Source organism: Micromonospora humidisoli (assembly GCF_016900955.1).
Lineage (GTDB): Bacteria > Actinomycetota > Actinomycetes > Mycobacteriales > Micromonosporaceae > Micromonospora > Micromonospora wenchangensis.
In genome coordinates this window covers 743,898-760,352 of sequence record NZ_JAFEUO010000003.1, presented here as the reverse complement: position 1 = coordinate 760,352, position 16,455 = coordinate 743,898, and the positions used below count along the sequence as shown (strand labels likewise).

Annotated in this window: 17 protein-coding genes; 5 read left to right on the top strand and 12 right to left on the bottom strand. The window is 73.3% G+C overall.

Features of this window, described 5'->3' with window-relative positions:
* Positions 1–34: 34 nt before the first annotated feature.
* Complete coding sequence (locus JQN84_RS14340; RefSeq protein WP_204958826.1) at positions 35–1,405, bottom strand: L-serine ammonia-lyase; 1,371 nt, start codon at positions 1,403–1,405, stop codon at positions 35–37.
* Between the two features lie 309 nt (positions 1,406–1,714).
* Between JQN84_RS14340 and JQN84_RS14335 the strand changes: the two genes are divergently transcribed.
* Complete coding sequence (locus JQN84_RS14335; RefSeq protein ID WP_204958825.1) at positions 1,715–1,921, top strand: PspC domain-containing protein; 207 nt, start codon at positions 1,715–1,717, stop codon at positions 1,919–1,921.
* Between the two features lie 153 nt (positions 1,922–2,074).
* Here JQN84_RS14335 and JQN84_RS14330 read toward each other — a convergent pair whose 3' ends face one another.
* The 7 genes from JQN84_RS14330 to pdxH form a co-directional block, all read right to left on the bottom strand.
* Positions 2,075–2,842 carry a DUF4230 domain-containing protein gene (locus JQN84_RS14330; RefSeq protein WP_204958824.1) on the bottom strand — a complete coding sequence of 256 codons (768 nt, stop codon included), beginning with the start codon at positions 2,840–2,842 and terminating at the stop codon, positions 2,075–2,077.
* 101 nt (positions 2,843–2,943) lie between these two features.
* Positions 2,944–4,107, bottom strand: coding sequence for an acyl-CoA dehydrogenase family protein (locus tag JQN84_RS14325; protein WP_204958823.1), 1,164 nt, complete (start codon positions 4,105–4,107; stop codon positions 2,944–2,946).
* Positions 4,108–4,139: 32 nt separating this feature from the next.
* On the bottom strand, positions 4,140–4,445 hold the full coding sequence (locus JQN84_RS14320) for a type II toxin-antitoxin system VapB family antitoxin (protein WP_145917627.1): 306 nt from the start codon (positions 4,443–4,445) through the stop codon (positions 4,140–4,142).
* 179 nt (positions 4,446–4,624) lie between these two features.
* The gene (locus JQN84_RS14315; protein ID WP_204958822.1) at positions 4,625–5,227 is read right to left on the bottom strand and encodes a nitroreductase family protein; all 603 of its coding nucleotides are present in this window, start codon (positions 5,225–5,227) and stop codon (positions 4,625–4,627) included.
* A 2-nt stretch (positions 5,228–5,229) separates the two neighbouring features.
* Positions 5,230–6,159 carry an aldose 1-epimerase family protein gene (locus JQN84_RS14310; protein ID WP_204958821.1) on the bottom strand — a complete coding sequence of 310 codons (930 nt, stop codon included), beginning with the start codon at positions 6,157–6,159 and terminating at the stop codon, positions 5,230–5,232.
* A 68-nt stretch (positions 6,160–6,227) separates the two neighbouring features.
* On the bottom strand, positions 6,228–7,520 hold the full coding sequence (locus JQN84_RS14305) for an MFS transporter (protein WP_204958820.1): 1,293 nt from the start codon (positions 7,518–7,520) through the stop codon (positions 6,228–6,230).
* Positions 7,517–8,146, bottom strand: a complete 630-nt coding sequence (gene pdxH, locus JQN84_RS14300) for a pyridoxamine 5'-phosphate oxidase (RefSeq protein WP_204958976.1) — start codon at positions 8,144–8,146, stop codon at positions 7,517–7,519. Before pdxH ends, JQN84_RS14305 begins: the two co-directional genes overlap by 4 nt.
* Before the next feature lie 271 nt (positions 8,147–8,417).
* Between pdxH and JQN84_RS14295 the strand changes: the two genes are divergently transcribed.
* The 4 genes from JQN84_RS14295 to JQN84_RS14280 all read left to right on the top strand — a co-directional run bounded on the left by JQN84_RS14295 (position 8,418) and on the right by JQN84_RS14280 (position 13,234).
* Entirely contained in the window at positions 8,418–9,524 is a 1,107-nt protein-coding gene (locus tag JQN84_RS14295; RefSeq protein ID WP_204958819.1) for a citrate synthase 2, read from the top strand.
* 264 nt (positions 9,525–9,788) lie between these two features.
* The gene (gene serC, locus JQN84_RS14290; protein ID WP_204958818.1) at positions 9,789–10,916 is read left to right on the top strand and encodes a phosphoserine transaminase; all 1,128 of its coding nucleotides are present in this window, start codon (positions 9,789–9,791) and stop codon (positions 10,914–10,916) included.
* Between the two features lie 188 nt (positions 10,917–11,104).
* Positions 11,105–12,187 carry a septation protein SepH gene (sepH, locus tag JQN84_RS14285; RefSeq protein WP_204958817.1) on the top strand — a complete coding sequence of 361 codons (1,083 nt, stop codon included), beginning with the start codon at positions 11,105–11,107 and terminating at the stop codon, positions 12,185–12,187.
* A gap of 60 nt (positions 12,188–12,247) precedes the next feature.
* On the top strand, positions 12,248–13,234 hold the full coding sequence (locus JQN84_RS14280; RefSeq protein WP_204958816.1) for an aldo/keto reductase: 987 nt from the start codon (positions 12,248–12,250) through the stop codon (positions 13,232–13,234).
* Positions 13,235–13,354: 120 nt separating this feature from the next.
* Here the strand turns inward: JQN84_RS14280 and thpR are convergent, their stop codons facing one another.
* From thpR to JQN84_RS14260, 4 genes are all read right to left on the bottom strand, one after another.
* Positions 13,355–13,927 carry an RNA 2',3'-cyclic phosphodiesterase gene (gene thpR / locus JQN84_RS14275; protein ID WP_204958815.1) on the bottom strand — a complete coding sequence of 191 codons (573 nt, stop codon included), beginning with the start codon at positions 13,925–13,927 and terminating at the stop codon, positions 13,355–13,357.
* Positions 13,924–14,439, bottom strand: a complete 516-nt coding sequence (locus JQN84_RS14270) for a hypothetical protein (protein ID WP_372445978.1) — start codon at positions 14,437–14,439, stop codon at positions 13,924–13,926. Before JQN84_RS14270 ends, thpR begins: the two co-directional genes overlap by 4 nt.
* 90 nt (positions 14,440–14,529) lie before the next feature.
* The gene (locus JQN84_RS14265; RefSeq protein ID WP_204958814.1) at positions 14,530–15,834 is read right to left on the bottom strand and encodes an MFS transporter; all 1,305 of its coding nucleotides are present in this window, start codon (positions 15,832–15,834) and stop codon (positions 14,530–14,532) included.
* A gap of 66 nt (positions 15,835–15,900) precedes the next feature.
* Positions 15,901–16,350, bottom strand: coding sequence for a MarR family winged helix-turn-helix transcriptional regulator (locus JQN84_RS14260; protein ID WP_204958813.1), 450 nt, complete (start codon positions 16,348–16,350; stop codon positions 15,901–15,903).
* Positions 16,351–16,455: the final 105 nt, after the last annotated feature.

Genomic DNA, 16,455 nt, shown 5'->3' with positions numbered 1-16,455 from the left:
GACGACAGGTTAGCAGCCGGTGAACGAACGCCCCTCAGCACTCGATCACGTTGACGGCCAGGCCGCCGCGTGCCGTCTCCTTGTACTTGACCTTCATGTCCGCCCCGGTCTCGCGCATGGTCTTGATGACCTTGTCGAGCGAGACGTGGTGCACCCCGTCGCCGCGCAGCGCGAGCCGGGCCGCCGTGATCGCCTTGATGCTAGCCACCGCGTTGCGTTCGATGCAGGGGATCTGCACCAGCCCCCCGACCGGGTCGCAGGTCAACCCGAGGTTGTGCTCCATGCCGATCTCGGCGGCGTTCTCCACCTGCTCGGGGGTGCCGCCGAGCGCCTCGGCCAGCCCGGCGGCGGCCATCGAGCATGCCGACCCGACCTCGCCCTGGCAGCCCACCTCGGCCCCGGAGATCGAGGCGTTCTCCTTGAACAGCACCCCGATCGCCCCGGCGGCCAGCAGGAACCGCACCACCCCCTCGTCGGAGGCGTCGGGCACGAACCGGGTGTAGTAGTGCAGCACCGCCGGGATGATCCCGGCCGCACCGTTCGTCGGGGCGGTCACCACCCGGCCACCGGCGGCGTTCTCCTCGTTGACCGCGAGCGCGAACAGGGTCACCCAGTCCATCACGCGCAGCGGGTCGGTCGCGCCCGCGTTGGCCTCCAGGCTGCGGCGCAACTCGGCGGCGCGCCGCCGGACCCGCAACCCGCCCGGCAGTACGCCGTCGCGGGTGCCGCCCCGGGCCACGCACTCCCGCATCACCCGCCAGATGTCCAGCAGCCCGGCCCGCACGTCCGCCTCGCTGCGCCAGGACAGCTCGTTGGCGAGCATCACCCCGCTGATCGACAGGCCGGTGCCGGCGGTGACGTCGAGTAGTTCGGCACCGGTCGAGAAGGGGTGCCGCACGGCGGTGGTGTCGGCGGTGATCCGGTCCGCCCCGGCCGCCGCCTCGTCCACCACGAACCCGCCACCGACCGAGTAGTACGTCCGGGTGCGCAGCTGTGCGCCCGCCGCGTCCCAGGCCGAGAAGACCATCCCGTTCGGGTGGTACGGCAGCGACCGGCGGCGGTGCAGCACCAGGTCCCGGTCCGGTTCGAAGTCGATCTCCTGGCTGCCGAGCAGGGCCAGCCGGCGACGGGCGCGGATCTCGGCGACCCGGGGGCCGACGCTGTCGGTGTCCACCGTCTCCGGGCTCTCGCCGGCCAACCCGAGCAGCACCGCCCGGTCGCTGCCGTGGCCGTGGCCGGTCGCGCCCAGCGAGCCGAACAGTTCGGCCCCGACCCGGGTGACGGTGTGCAGCAGCCCGTCGGCCTTCAGCCCGGCGACGAAGGTGCGCCCGGCCCGCATCGGGCCCACCGTGTGGGAGCTGGACGGGCCGATGCCGACACTGAAGAGGTCGAAGACACTGATCATCGCTGCGCTTCCTCGCCGCCGCCCGGTGGTGCCGGGTCCGGCCGGGTCCGTGGCCGCCGGGGTCCCCGGTGACCTGCTGATCCCGCCCGGGGTGGGGCGGTGTCGATCGGCGAGCCTACCCGCCCCGGCCCACCGCACCCCGTCGTCCGCACCCCGTCGTCGCGTCGGCAGGCGTCGGCCGGGGTCGACTCGGGTAACCACCTACGGGTACCGGGTCACCGGATCACCCTCGGGACGGAGGGCACGGTGGCCGCCCCTTCCTACCGTGGAACGCAGCGCGGCGGATCGCCGCAGAGTGGGAGTACGACGATGAGTCGCAAACTGGTCCGACCCCGCGAGGGGCGCATGCTCGCCGGTGTCTGTGCCGGCCTGGCCCGCCGGTTCAACACCTCGGCCACGCTGGTCCGGCTGCTGTTCCTGCTGTCGCTGCTGCTGCCCGGCACGCAGGTGATCATCTACCTGGTGCTGTGGATCCTGATGCCCAACGAGGACCGCTACGCCACCACCAGCCACTGACCGCCCCGGCGCGACCGCGCCCGGCAGGGTCGCGCCCGGCGCGGTCGCGCCCGGCGGGATCGCGCCCGGTGATCAAGAGGTTTGCGTCAACTTGGAGATCAACGCTGACGCAAACCTCTTGATCACGAAGACCGCGGTCGAACCCGCTTCGGGTCAGGGGGCCGTGTAGGTGATGGTGATCTTCTCGTAGCCGAGCGAGCGGAGCAGGCCCTCCAGCATCTTGCGGGTGTTCTCCTCGGCGCGCTTGGCCAGGCCGCTGTCCCGGGCCGCCGCGGTGATCCGCTCCTCGGCCATCCGGTAGACCTGCTGCTGCCGGTTGGGGTCGCCCTTGACCAGGTCGCCGATCCGGTTGAACAGGCCGCGCTCCTCGGCGAAGACGTAGCTCTTGTCCATGTCGAGGTTGGTCTCGCCGAGCTGCGGCGCGGGCAGCTTGATTTCGACGGACTTGCCGTCGGCGGACGGCACCACCGCGCCCTCGCCGATCTTGCCGAAGTCGACGTACGCCTCGACGCTGCCCGCCCCGACGAACAGCGTCCGCTGGTTGAGCAGGAACTCCGGCACGTTGTCGCGGTCGTTCTGGAGGTCGACCACGACCTGGAAGTTGCCCTCGGCCGCCACGTAACGGCTCAGATCCTGGATCGACTTGAGCAGCGGCGGCTGGCTGCGGTCGGTCTGTTCCTTGGCGAACGGGTTGCGGAACTCCGGGAAGATCCCGGTCACCTGTGTGCCGAGCAGCACCACCACGACCAACGCCGCCGCGCCGAGCACCCAGAGCAGGCCCCGGGCCGGGCCGCCACCGGTGCGGGGCGGGTCGGCCGGTGGGGTGTCGGGGTCGACCGGGTCGCCCGACCGGGTGCGCAGTGTGTCGGCGGTCGGGTAGCCGGGGAACTCACTCTGGGGGGTTTCACCGTCGCGGGCCATCGCCCTCACCGTCCTCGTCAGACACGTGCTTCTGTCGATGACGGTACGGCCACCGTACGACGCGCGCGCGGCGAGCGACCCGAACGGGTGACGGGAGGACGTCAGCCGAAGGCGGACAAGCCGGTGAGCCGCTGCCCGACGACCAGCTGGTGGATCTCGGAGGTGCCCTCGTAGGTGAGCACGCTCTCCAGGTTGTTGGCGTGCCGCATCACCGGGTACTCGCCGGAGACCCCGTTCGCGCCGAGGATCGTCCGGCACTGCCGGGCGATCGCCAGCGCCTCCCGCACGTTGTTCAGCTTGCCCACGCTGACCTGGTCCGGTCGCAGCGTGCCCGCGTCGGCCAGCCGGCCCAGGTGCAGGGCGAGCAGCAGGCCCTTGTTCCACTCCACCGCCATGTCGGCGAGCTTGGCCTGGGTGAGCTGGAAGCCGGCCAGCGGCCGACCGAACTGGGTCCGGGTGCCGGCGTACGACAGCGCCGTCTCCAGACAGTCCCGGGCCGCGCCGAGCGCGCCCCAGACGATGCCCTGCCGGGCCTCGGTCAGGCAGCTCAGCGGCGCCTTGAGCCCGACCGCGCCGGGCAGCAGGGCGTCCGCCGGCAGCCGCACCCCGTCGAGGGCGATCTCGCCGGTCACCGAGGCCCGCAGCGACATCTTGCGGCGGATCTCGCGCGCCGTCACCCCGGGGGTGTCCATCGGTACGAGGAAACCCCGCACCCCCTCGTCGGTGCGCGCCCAGATCACCCCGACGTCGGCGACCGGCGCATTGGTGATCCACATCTTCGCGCCGTCGAGGATCCAGTCGTCGCCGTCGCGGCGGGCCCGGGTGGTCATCGAGGCCGGGTCGGAGCCGTGGTCGGGCTCGGTCAGGCCGAAGCAGCCGATCGCCTCGCCGGCGGCCATCGCGGGCAGCCAGCGCTGCTTGTGCTCCTCGTCGCCGAAGCGCCAGACGGCGTACATGGCCAGCGAACCCTGCACCGACACCAGGGAGCGGACGCCGGAGTCGCCGGCCTCCAGCTCCAGGCAGGCCAACCCGTACGCGACCATCGAGGCGCCGGCGCAGCCGTACCCGGTCAGGTGCATGCCGAGCAGGCCGAGGCGGCCGAACTCGCGGGCCAGGTCGCGGGCCGGGACGTCGCCGTCCTCGTACCAGCCGGCGACGTGCGGGCGGACCCGGTCGTCGACGAGCCGGCGGACGACGGCCCGGATCTGACGTTCCTCCTCGCTGAGCGAGGCGTCCACGTCCAGCAGGTCCAGCGGGGTGCCCATGGCCGCCACCTTAACGACTGCTCAGGCGGGCGTCACTCGGGCTGGCCGTTGTAGACCAGCACCCGGGCGTGGATCTGGTTGCGCTGCTGCAACGCCGCGCGCAACGCCCGGTGCAGGCCGTCCTCCAGATAGAGGCCACCGTTCCACTGCACCACGTGCGGAAACAGGTCGCCGTAGAAGGTGGAGTCCTCGGCGAGGAGCTTGTCCAGCGCCAACTCGCGCTTGGTCGTGATGAGCTGGTCCAACCGCAACGGGCGGGGCGGGATCTCCGCCCACTGCTTCAACGTCAGGTTGTGCTCCGGATAGGGACGCCCGTCCCGGACCGCCTTGAAGATCACGGCACGCTCCCCTCCCCGTGGTCGGGCCGACCCTCGGCGTGGTGCCGGGTCACGCCGAGCTGCCGCACCGTGCGGCACCGATCACGGTGCCAGCCTATCCGTCCCCGCCACACGGCGTTCCGCTCCCCGTTGTCGGTTTCCGTAAGCCCGGCACCCGCTGCGGATGGTACGAACCGGCATCAACTCCACCGGCCGCGCCGGACCACCTCGTCCACCGGCCGACGCCCGCGCCGCAGCGACGGCGACCGATGGTCGACTGCCCGATAACCTACCGTGACCGCGCCGATCGGGTGGTACTCCCCCGGCACCCCGAACGCCTCCCGGTACGCCGGCAACCGGTCCGGTGGAATGCCGAAGAAGCACGCCCCCAGCCCCTCGTCCACGGCGGTGAGCAGCATCAGCAGCGCGGCGAAGCCGGTGTCGACGTACCAGTAGGGCACCGGCCAGCGGTCCTCCGAGCGGTCCACCCAGCCCTTGTCCGGCTCGGCGTAGCGCTCCAGGTAGGCCGAGCGGTTGGCGTGCGGCACCACGATCAGCGGGGCCCGGCGCATCCCGGCCAGCCACCGGTCCCGCCCCCCACCGCCGGGCGTGGCCGCCGTCCAGAACCGCTCCCGGTCCGCCGGCTCCTCCAGCACCAGGAAACCCCAGCCCTGGGCGAAGCCGGCCGACGGCGCCCGGACCGCGTGGTCCAGCAGCCGCTGCACCACCTCCGGCGGGACCGGACGGTCCGGGTCGTAGTTGCGCACCATCCGGCGACGCCTCACCACCTCGCCGAACTCCATGCTCAGACCCCGGGCCGGATGCCCCAGGTGCCCCGCCAGGTCTCCCCCGGGGCCAGCGCGATGACGTCCCGGCCGGACCGGAACGCGTCCGGCGGGCAGGTCATCGGCTCCACCGCCACCGACCGACGGTGCCGCTCGCCGGTCAACGCGTCCCCGGTGAAGACCTGCCACCAGCCGAAGTGGTGGTCGGCCCACAGGCGCACCCCGTCCGCGTCGTCCGGGGCGGTCAGGGTCACCGACGAACCACCGTCGTCGTCCCGGATCACGTCGCCGAAGCAGAGGTCGAGCTGCGCGTCGCCGATCGGCCGGGCGGTGGTCCAGTCGTACTCGGTGCCGGCCACCGGGGTCGCCCCGATCGGCAGCAGCCGGGCGTCGACCTGGAGCCGGCTACGGGCCGGCAACCGCATCGTCAGGTCGTCCACCGCCACCCCGGCCAGCCGCAGGTACGGGTGCACCGAGAACCCGAACGGTGCGGCTTCGGCCCCGGTGTTGGTCACCTCGTGCTCGCCGCGCAACCCGTCCACCCCCACACTCCACCGGGTCCGCAGCCGCAGCGACCACGGGTAGCCGGGGGTCGGCGGCAGATCGTAACCGAGGGTCACCGCGTCGGCCGATTCCTCGACCGGCTGCCAGCGCACCCAGTTGACCAGGCCGTGCAGGGCGACCCCCCGGGCCGGCTCGGTCAGGTCCAGCTGCAACGACCGGCCGCCGAAGGAGTATTGCCCGTCCCTGATCCGGTTCGGCCAGGGCGCCAGCACGTGCCCGGCGCTACCGGGGCTGATCTCGTCCTCGGCGTACCCGTCGAGGTAGTCGACCCCGTCCCGCCGGTAGGTCCGTACCCCGCCGCCGACCTCGACGATGACGGCCTCGTGGCCGTCGGCGGCGATGGTCCACTGTGTCCCCGAGGGCGGGCGGTGCGCAGTGTTGTCCATGTCGTGACCTTAGTCGGTGCCCGGCCCGGCCCGCCGGACCCGGCGCACCCGTCCCACCGGGCGTGCGGTCAGCTGCGGTCCTCCGTCACCGTGCCGGCCCGGTAGCGCAGCAGGGCCGGGAAGCACGCCACCAGCAGCACCGCCAACCCGGCCGAGAGCAGCCCGCCGGCGACCCAGGCGACCGAGCCACCGAACCCGGCGGCCATCGCCCCGGCCCGCAGGTCACCCAGCCGGGGCCCGCCGGCCACCACCACCGTGTTCACCCCCTGGAGCCGGCCGCGCATCCGGTCCGGCGCGTAGACCAGCAGCATCGACTGCCGCAGCACCGCGCTGACCAGGTCCGCCGCCCCGGCCACCGCGAGCAGCAGCACCACCAGCCACAGCTGCCGGGCCAGCCCGGCCGCCGCGATGGCCAGCCCCCAGCCGACCACCGCCACCACCAGGGCGAGCCCCTGCCGCCGCAGCCGGCCGATCCAGCCGGAGGTCAGGCCGCCCAGCATCGCGCCGATCGCGATGGCGCTGTAGAGCCAGCCCACCGCCGCCCCGCCGCCGAACCGTTCCTGCGCCACCTCGGGGAAGAGCGCCCGGGGCATGGCCAGGATCATCGCGATCAGGTCGATGGCGAACGAGGAGAGCAGCACCGGCGTGGTGGCCAGGTAGCGGAACCCGTCGAGGATGCCGGCCAGGCCACCCCGGCGCACCTCCCCCTCGGTCGGTGGGGCCGGGGGCATCGCGGGCAGCCGTACCGTCGCCACCACCAGCGCGGTGAACAGCAGCGCGTCGGCGGTGTAGGCGACCGGCAGCCCGGCGTCGGTGCCGAAGGTGGCGAAGACCAGGCCGGCGGCGAGCGGGCCGGCCACCGACGCGGCGGTGAAGGTGGTGTAGTTCAGGGTGCTGCCCGCCGGGACCAGCTCGGGCGGGAGCAGCCGGGGCAGGATCGCCGACCGGGCCGGCGAGCTGATCGCGAACGCGATCGAGTGCACGGTCACCAGCGCCAGCAGCAGCACCGGGCTGCCGATCCCGGACAGCGCGTGCCCGAGCAGGCCGAGCATCGACACCCAGAGCAGCGCCGAGCCGACCAGCAGCACCCGCCGCCGGTCCCGGGCGTCGGCCACCGCCCCGCCCCACAGGCCGAAGACCAGTAGCGGCAGGAAACCCGCCACCCCGAGCAGCCCGACCCAGAACGAGTCCCGGGTCAGCGCGTACATCTCCACCGGCACGGCGACCGCGGTGAACTGGAACCCGAACATCGCCACCGTGTTGCCGAGCCACATCCGGCGGTACGCGGGAACCCGCAGCGGACGCAGGTCGATGGCCAGCCGGCGGGCCCGACCCGTCCGGGCCGGTGTGACCGCGGTCACGGGGCCAGCCGCTCGACGACCCAGTCGCCCCCCTCGGCCCGACGGAACCGCAGCCGGTCGTGCAGCCGCCCGGCCCGGCCCTGCCAGAACTCCACCGTCTCCGGCCGGACCCGGAACCCACCCCAGTACGGAGGCGTCGGGACCGGCGTGCCGGCCGGGAACCGCTCCGCCACCTCCCGGTACGCCTCCTCGAGCGCGGCCCGGTCCGGCACCACCGCCGACTGGGTGCTCGCCCAGGCCCCGAGCTGGGAGCCGCGCGGCCGGGAGGCGAAGTACGCCTCGGTCCCGGGCCGGTCGACGTGCTCCACCCGACCGCTCACCACCACCTGCCGCTGCATCGCGAACCAGGGGAAGACCAGGCTGGCCCACGGGTTGTCGGCCAGCTCGGTGCCCTTGCGCGAGCCGTGGTTGGTGAAGAAGACGAACCCCTGCGGGTCGTACTCCTTGAGCAGCACGGTACGGCCGCTGGGCCGGCCGGCGGCGTCGGCGGTGCCGAGGACCATCGCGTTCGGCTCGGGCAGGCCGGCGGTGACCGCGTCGGCGAGCCAGCGGCCGAACTGGGTGGGCCAGTCGGCGGCCAGATCCGGCTCGGAAAGTCCCAGGTCGGCGGCGTATTCGTGCCGCATGGCCGCCAGCGCGGGTGTGTCGCCCGTCACGTCGTCCTCCTCATGCCGGCCGTCCCGCGTCCCGGCGACGCCGGTCGGCCCACCGATCAGTCTCACGGAGCGCACCCCGGCGTCCAGCGGCGGGGATGTCGTGTGCAGCACAGTCGCAGCGGGTCGCGCGCTTGGTTACTCACCAGGCAAGATGACGAGGAGACATCCCTGAGGGTCGCCGTAGGTACCGGGCCGGACCAAGCCCGTAACGGGCGCACCGAGCCAGAAGCCAGGAGACGAAATGGCCGACTTCAAACCGGGCCTCGAAGGCGTCGTGGCCTTCGAGACCGAGATCGCCGAACCGGACCGCGAGGGTGGCGCGCTGCGCTACCGGGGCGTGGACATCGAGGATCTGATCGGCCAGGTCTCCTTCGGCAACGTCTGGGCCCTGCTGGTCGACGGCCGCTTCGGCCCCGGCCTACCGCCCGCCGAGCCGTTCCCGGTGCCGGTGCACTCCGGCGACATCCGCGTCGACGTGCAGTCCGCGGTCGCCATGCTCGCGCCGTACTGGGGGCTCAGTCAGCTGCTCGACATCTCCGACGTCCAGGCCCGCGCCGACCTGGCCCGGGTCTCGGTCACCGCGCTGTCCTTCGTCGCCCAGTCCGCCCGTGGGCTGGGCCTGCCGGCGGTGCCGCAGAAGGAGATCGACAAGGCGGAGACGATCGTCGAGCGGTTCATGAAGCGCTGGCGCGGCGAGCCCGACCCGCGGCACGTCAAGGCCGTCGACGCGTACTTCATCTCGGCCGCCGAGCACGGCCTGAACGCCTCCACCTTCACCGCCCGGATCGTCGCCTCCACCGGGGCCGACGCGGCGGCCTGCATCTCCTCGGGCATCGGCGCGCTCTCCGGCCCGCTGCACGGCGGCGCGCCGTCGCGGGTGCTCACCATGCTGGAGGCCGTCGAGCGCAGCGGCGACGCCGAGGGTTACGTCAAGGGCGTCCTCGACCGGGGCGAGCGGCTGATGGGCTTCGGTCACCGGGTCTACCGGGCCGAGGACCCGCGCGCCCGGGTGCTCCGGCGCACCGCCCGGGAGCTGGGCGCACCCCGTTTCGAGGTGGCCGAGGCGCTGGAGAAGGCCGCCCTGGCCGAGCTACAGGCCCGCCGCCCGGACCGGGTCCTCGCCACCAACGTCGAGTTCTGGTCGGCCGTGGTGCTCGACTTCGCCGAGGTGCCGGCGCACATGTTCACCTCGATGTTCACCTGCGCCCGGATGGGCGGCTGGTCGGCGCACATCCTGGAGCAGAAGAAGCTCCAGCGGCTCGTCCGGCCGTCGGCCCGCTACGTCGGGCCGGGCACCCGCAAGCCGCAGCAGGTCGAGGGCTGGGACGCTATCCCGCACGGCGTCTGAGCACACCCGCTCCGCGCAGGGGCGTCGACCGGCCGGTCGACGCCCCTGACGCGTCGCCGGCCACCCGCCCCCGGTGTGTCCGACGCCTCAGCCCCGGGCCTGGGACCAGCCGGCATCCGGGCCGCCACGGGTGCGAGGATGAAGGCCGGCAGTGTCGCCGGACCAGGCCCGGATCCGGCCACGACGTGCGCCAGCGCACGTCCGGCGCGGCTCCGCGCCCGTTGAAGGGCCCGCCCTCGCCCATGCGGAAGGATCGAGAAAACCGTGGCTGACGCACCGACCATCCGGATTCCCGACGACATCAAGCCCGCCGACGGGCGGTTCGGCTGCGGGCCGTCCAAGGTACGTCCGGCGGCGGTCTCCGCGCTCGCCGACGTGGCGACCACCTTCCTGGGCACCTCGCACCGGCAGCAGACCGTCCGGGCCGAGGTCGCCCGGCTCCGCCGGGGCCTGGCCGAGTTCTTCTCCCTCCCCGAGGGCTACGAGGTGGTCCTCGGCAACGGCGGCACCACCGCCTTCTGGGAGGTCGCCACCTTCGGGCTGGTCCGCGACCGGGCCCAGTTCGCCAGCTTCGGCGAGTTCGGCGCGAAGTTCGCGAAGTCGGTCAAGGACGCGCCGTTCCTCGGCGAGCCGACCGTGCGCAAGGCCGAGCCGGGCAGCGCGCCGAGCCTGGTCGCCGAGGCCGGGGTGGACGTCTACGCCACCCCGCACAACGAGACCTCCACGGGTGTCGCGGTGCCGATCGGCCGGGTCGCCGACGCCGACCCGGGCTCGCTGCTGCTGGTCGACGCCACCTCCGGGGCCGGCGGTCTGGACGTCAACGTCGGCGAGACCGACGTCTACTACTTCGCCCCGCAGAAGTGCTTCGGCTCCGACGGCGGCCTCTGGCTGGCCCTGATGTCGCCGGCCGCGCTGGAGCGGGCCGCCGAGATCAAGGGCTCGGGCCGCTACATCCCGGCCTTCCTCGACCTGGTCACCGCGATCGACAACTCGCGGCTGGAGCAGACCTACAACACCCCGGCGCTGGCGACCATCTTCCTGGCCGCCGAGCAGACCGACTGGATGAACTCGCAGGGCGGCCTGAGCTGGGCGGCCAAGCGCACCGCCGAGAGCGCCGGGATCGTCTACGGCTGGGCCGAGCGGTCCGGGTTCGCCACCCCGTTCGTCACCGATCCGACGCTGCGCTCCAACGTGGTCGCCACCGTCGACTTCGCCGACGGGGTCGACGCCGCCGCGATCGCCAAGGTGCTGCGGGCCAACGGGATCGTCGATACCGAGCCGTACCGCAAGCTCGGCCGCAACCAGCTGCGGGTCGCCCTCTTCCCGGCGGTGGAGCCGTCCGACGTGGAGGCGCTCACCGCCGCGATCGACTACGTGGTCGAGCGGCTCTGATCACACCCGTCACGGTGGGTGGTCGCAGCGGCTGCTGCGGCCACCCACTGTGATCATTGCCGCAGCTCAGTCGCGACATGCGGATTCACCTCCCCCACCTGTGGGCAGATGGGCGTACGGTGGTGCGAGGACGCCCGGGTGGCCGGCTCGTGGCGTGACGGCCAGCGAAGCGGGACGGAGGCTACGCCATGCGCCCAGTACGCTTCGTCGCCCTCTCCGAGGACGGCCAGGCGCTGGTGCTCGCCGACGAGGTCGGGCGCCTGCTCGCCCTCCCCATCGACGAACGCATCGCGACCGTGCTGCACGCCGAGCCCGGCACGCCGCCGCTCGCCGTCGTCCCGGTCGGGGCCGACCCGACCCCGTCGCTGTCCCCCCGCGACATCCAGGCCCGCATCCGCTCCGGCGAGTCCGCCGAGGACGTCGCCCGGATCGCCGGCGTCCCCGTCGACCGGGTGCTGCGCTACGCCGGCCCGGTGCTCCAGGAACGGGCCATGCTCGCCCAGCACGCCCGGCGCACCCGGCTCAAGGGCGCCGAGAAGGCAACCCCGCTGGCCGAGGTGGTCAACGGCCGGCTGGCCCAGCACGGTATCGACACCGAGAAGATCTCCTGGGACGCCTTCCGGCGCGACGACGGCACCTGGCGGATCATCGCCACCTGGCCGTCGGGCAAGGCCACCGCGCAGGCCGTCTGGGACCTCGACAAGCTCCGGCAGAACGTCACCCCGCACGACGACATGGCGCAGTACCTGTGCGCCGAGCGTCCCATGCCGATCCTCGGCCAGGAGCCGGCACCGGAGCGGGGCGGTCACGCGCTGCCCGGCCCGTCGCGTGGTGAGCCGAGCCGGGGCGGGCACGGCCTGCCGGCCGCCAGCGAGCAGGCCCGACCGGGCCGGGACCCGATCCGGGCCGGCCGGGACGCGTTGCTGGCCTCGCTGGACCGTCCGCTCGGCGGCACCTCGGGGCGGGGTCTCGACCCGCGGTCCCCGGCCGCGCTGGCCGGTGCCGACGCCCCCCGGCAGCGGGCCGTCGGCGGTGGCGCCGCCGCGCTGCTCGGCGGTGGGCAGGGTTCCGCCTTCGACGACGATTCGGACGCGCCGAAGGAGGTCCCGGCCGTGCCGTCGCTGGCGGTGCTCCGGCCGCGTCGCACCGGCACGGCCGCAGCCGCCGCCGGTGGCGAGTCGACGGACGCCTCGGGCAAGCCGCGTAAGCGCCTGCCGAGCTGGGACGACGTCCTCTTCGGCAGCGGCCCGGCGGCCCGCGAGTCCTCCTGACCCGAGGCTCCACCCTGGCAGTGCCCGGCGGCGTCCCGCCGCGCGTGTCAGGGTGGGGTCATGGAGTACACGAATCTGGGACGCACCGGCCTGTCGGTGAGCCGGCTCTGCCTCGGCACGATGAACTTCGGGCCGCAGACGTCCGAGCCGGACAGTTTCGCCATCATGGACCGGGCGCTCGAACACGGCATCAACTTCTTCGACACCGCCAACGTGTACGGCTGGCAGACCGGCGAGGGGATCACCGAGCAGATCATCGGCCGCTGGTTCGCCCAGGGCGGCGGCCGGCGGGACCGGGTCGTCCTGGCCACCAAGGTCTACGGCAAGATGAGCGAGTGGCCCAACGACCAGGGCCTGAGCGCCCGGCACATCGTCCGGGCCTGTGAGGACTCGCTGCGTCGGCTCCAGACCGACGTGATCGACCTCTACCAGATGCACCACGTCTCGCGGAGCACCCCGTGGGAGGAGATCTGGCAGGCGATGGAGACCCTGGTCGCGCAGGGCAAGGTGATCTACGTCGGATCGTCCAACTTCGCCGGTTGGCACATCGCCCAGGCGCAGGCCGCCGCCGGGAAGCGCAACTTCCTCGGTCTGGTCGCCGAGCAGTCCATCTACAACCTGCTCACCCGACACGTCGAGCTGGAGGTGATCCCGGCCGCGCAGCACTACGGGCTGGGGGTCATCCCGTGGTCGCCGCTGCACGGCGGGCTGCTCTCCGGAGTGCTGCGCAAGATGGCCGAGGGCGGGGCCGCGCGGGGCACCGCCGGTCGGGCCGCCGACGGGCTCGCCGCGCACCGGCCGGCCATCGAGGCGTACGAGAAGTTCTGCGCGGAGTTGGGTCAGGACCCGGCCGACGTGGCGTTGGCCTGGCTGCTCTCCCGGCCCGGGGTGACCGCCCCGATCATCGGCCCGCGTACGGTGGCGCAGCTCGACAACACCCTGGGGGCGCTCTCGGTGCAGATCGACGAGGCGACGGAGCAGCGGCTCGACGAGCTGTTCCCACCGGTCGGCAACGGCGGCCCCGGCCCGGAGGCATGGGCCTGGTGACCCTGGTCTGACGGGCCGCCGGCCCGACCCGTGATCAACTCAACGGGGGCGGCGTGCCGGGGTCCGGGTGACTCGGACACCGCTGTGTCGCCCCCGGTTGCGCGCGGGCGGCCGGGTAGGTCAGAGCGGCCAGCTGGTCAGGTGGGTGTGGTGGGGGCCGGGGCGGCTGTGGACCAGCACCAGGTCGGTGGCGGGCCAGGGCGGGCCGAGGTGGGCGTCGAGGGCGAGCCGGTCGGCCTCCACCTCGGACGGGGTGAGCCGGTCCCCGGGGCGGGCCACCGTCAGGTGCGGGCGGAACGGCTTCCCGTCGTACGGCAGGCCGGCCCGGTCCAGCTCGGCGCGGATCAGCCGGGCCAGGGTACGCAGCGCCGACACCTCCCCCAGCACGTCCACCCAGAGCACCGTGGAGCGGCCCTGGCCGAAGCAGCCCCCACCGCCCAGCCGCAACCGGGGCGGGCCGTCCCAGCCGGCCCGGGCGGTCCCGGCCGCCGCTGCGAGGGCACCCTGGACCCCGGGCAGTCGACCGGGTGCCACCTCACCGAGAAAGGCCAGCGTGACGTGCAGGTGCGCCGGCTGCGCCAGGCGTATGTCGAGGCCGGCGGCGGTGGCCGCACCCACCCGCAGCCGGGCCACCCGGGCGGTCACGTCGGCGACGACGGACGGCGGCGGGTAGACCGCGACGAAGAGTCTCACGCCCGCCGGTCGCGGGGGCGGCGGTCGGCGCGGGTGGCCGGCAACGCGAGGCCCGCCCCGGCGAGCAGCCCTTCGACCCGGACCCGTTCGATCTCCCGGTCGACCCCGGTCAGCTCGGCCAGGTGCTCGGGGATCCCCAGTGCCCGGCAGGCCGCGCGGAGCCGGTCGTCGTACGCCTCGATCACCGAGCTGTGCCAGACCACCGAACGGCCGCCCGCGGCGAGCCGGTGGCGGCCGAGCCGGCGCAGGTCGGCGGCGAGGAGTTCGAGGGGACGGCGGTCGGCCCGGTCCAGCTCGGTCAGGTCGAGGTCGCGGGTGACCGGGTCGGTGGCGAGGGCCCGGTCGAGCCGGGCGATGGTGCGGCGTTCCCGGCGGCGTTCCCGCCACTCGGCCCACCCGCAGGCCACCCGGTCGAGGATCTCGTCATAGCAGAAGACCAGGGCGAACGCCGCCGGCAGGCATGCCATGGCGAGGAACGCCATTACCAGCGTCAGCGCGCTCCCGCCTGCCACACCTCGACGCTAAGGCCCGGCGGGCCCGCGCGCCACCGCTTTGTTGCTATCTGAACGCTGTGCGTGTCCGCCGCCGGGCGGCGGCACCGCTCACCGCCCGCCGGGGGTGAGCAGACGGGGGCCGGGCACCACGTAGAAACGCGGCATCGGCAGCACCCGGAAGCGCAGCCGAGCACCGGAGCGCCGCAGTTGCCAGGTGAGCGCGAGCAGGGCGGTGGCCAGGGAGATGAGCCCACCCATCCAGATGCTCGCCCCGGCGCCGAAGGTCTCGGCGACCCAGCCGATGATCGGCGCGCCGACCGGGTTGGTGCCCAGGAACACCAGCACCCACAGCGCCATCACCCGGCCCCGGAAGGCGGCGTCGGTGCCGAGCTGCACCCGCTGGTTGGCCGCCTGGGCGAAGAAGACCATGAAGAAGCCGGTCGGCAGGAGGAGGGTCACCACCAGCCAGTACGCCGGGGCGAGGCCGACCAGGGTGCCGAAGGCCGCGCAGCCGACGGCCGCGCCGAGCACCAGCCAGACCGAGGGACGGCTGCGCCGACCGGTGCCGGCGAGCGCCCCGACCAGCGCGCCGACCGCCAGTGCGGTGCTGAACAGGCCGAACGAGGCGGCCCCGGTGTGGAACACCGTCTTGGCCAGCGCGGCGAGGGTGAGCTGGAAGTTGAACAGCGACATCCCGATCACCGACATGACCACCATCGGCAGCAGCAGGTCGGGGCGGCTACGGACGTAGCGCAGCCCGTCGACGACCTTCGCCGAGTCCCGCTCGCCGAGCGGCGGAAGTTCCTTGCGGTACAGCTCGGCCGGGCGCATCCGGACCACGTTGGCCAGCGGGGCGATGGAGCTGACGGCGGTGAACAGGAAGACCGGGCCGACGTCGAACGCGGCGATGGCCAAGCCGGCGACGGCGGGGCCGATGATCCGGGCCGAGTTGAACACGGCCGCGTTGAGGGAGAGCGCGTTGGGCAGCAGGGTGGTGCCGACGAGTTCGCTGACGAACGCCTGCCGGACCGGGGTCTCCACCGCGTTGGCGGTGCCGAGCAGGGCGGCGAACGCGAAGACGTGCCACAGCTCGACCAGGCCGGTGAGCACCAGGAGGCTCATCCCCAACGCCAGCACCGTCCAGACGGAGTTGGCGACGAAGAGCAGCATCCGCTTGTCGTACCGGTCGGCGAGGCGGCCGGAGAGCAGCGTGAGCAGCAGCACCGGGGTGAACTGCAGGGCGGTCACCACGCCGAGCGCGGTGGCCGAGTTGTCCGAAAGCTCAAGGACGAGCCAGTCCTGGGCGATGAACATCATCCAGACGCCGATCAGTTTGACCAGCTGTCCGGTGGCGAAGAGTCGGTAGTTGCGGACTCGTAGGGACTGGAACATCGTGCTCAGCTTCGCCTGCACTCTTGGTGCGCCTCCTCGGGTCGCGTACGCGTCATCGACGGCGGACGGCGCGGACCCGGTGGGGCGTCAGGCGCGGGCGAGCTGCTGGAGGATCTCGGCGGCCCGCCGTAGCGTGTCGCGTTCGTCCTCCGTGAGCGCGGCCAGCCGGCTGGCCAGCCACTCGTTGCGGGCCCGTTCGAACTGGTCGAGCACGGCCCGGCCTGACTCGGTGGCCGCCAGGATGACCTGCCGGCCGTCGGTCGGGTGGGGGGTGCGCTGCACCAGGCCGCGCTCCTCCAGCTTCGCGACGATCTTGGTCATCGTCGGTGGCTGGACCCGTTCGACGTCGGCCAGCTCCCGGGGCGTCAGCGCGCCCGCCAGCCGGAGGCTGGTGAGCGCGGAGAGCTGGGTGACCGTCAGGTCGCCGACCGGGCGGGCCTGCCGGACCCGTCGGTTGAGTCGGGTGATCGCATCACGCAGCTGGGGTGCCAGCTGCGCCGGTGGCACGCGGTTCGCCGTCACCGTCCGCTCCGTCACAGTCGTTAGCCTAACTAATGAGCCTGGCTAATGACATGCCATATGACCATGCTCACGAGGGGGAATGCCGCCGCCCCGGGCCGGGCAACCCCGACGGGTCACCCG

What these genes read in the sequence shown, in the direction of transcription:
- JQN84_RS14340 (WP_204958826.1), bottom strand. Translation starts at nt 1,405, where the DNA reads ATGATCAGTGTCTTCGACCTCTTCAGTGTCGGCATCGGCCCGTCCAGC.
- JQN84_RS14335 (WP_204958825.1), top strand. Translation starts at nt 1,715, where the DNA reads ATGAGTCGCAAACTGGTCCGACCCCGCGAGGGGCGCATGCTCGCCGGT.
- JQN84_RS14330 (WP_204958824.1), bottom strand. Translation starts at nt 2,842, where the DNA reads ATGGCCCGCGACGGTGAAACCCCCCAGAGTGAGTTCCCCGGCTACCCG.
- JQN84_RS14325 (WP_204958823.1), bottom strand. Translation starts at nt 4,107, where the DNA reads ATGGGCACCCCGCTGGACCTGCTGGACGTGGACGCCTCGCTCAGCGAG.
- JQN84_RS14315 (WP_204958822.1), bottom strand. Translation starts at nt 5,227, where the DNA reads ATGGAGTTCGGCGAGGTGGTGAGGCGTCGCCGGATGGTGCGCAACTAC.
- JQN84_RS14310 (WP_204958821.1), bottom strand. Translation starts at nt 6,159, where the DNA reads ATGGACAACACTGCGCACCGCCCGCCCTCGGGGACACAGTGGACCATC.
- pdxH (WP_204958976.1), bottom strand. Translation starts at nt 8,146, where the DNA reads ATGCGGCACGAATACGCCGCCGACCTGGGACTTTCCGAGCCGGATCTG.
- JQN84_RS14295 (WP_204958819.1), top strand. Translation starts at nt 8,418, where the DNA reads ATGGCCGACTTCAAACCGGGCCTCGAAGGCGTCGTGGCCTTCGAGACC.
- sepH (WP_204958817.1), top strand. Translation starts at nt 11,105, where the DNA reads ATGCGCCCAGTACGCTTCGTCGCCCTCTCCGAGGACGGCCAGGCGCTG.
- JQN84_RS14280 (WP_204958816.1), top strand. Translation starts at nt 12,248, where the DNA reads ATGGAGTACACGAATCTGGGACGCACCGGCCTGTCGGTGAGCCGGCTC.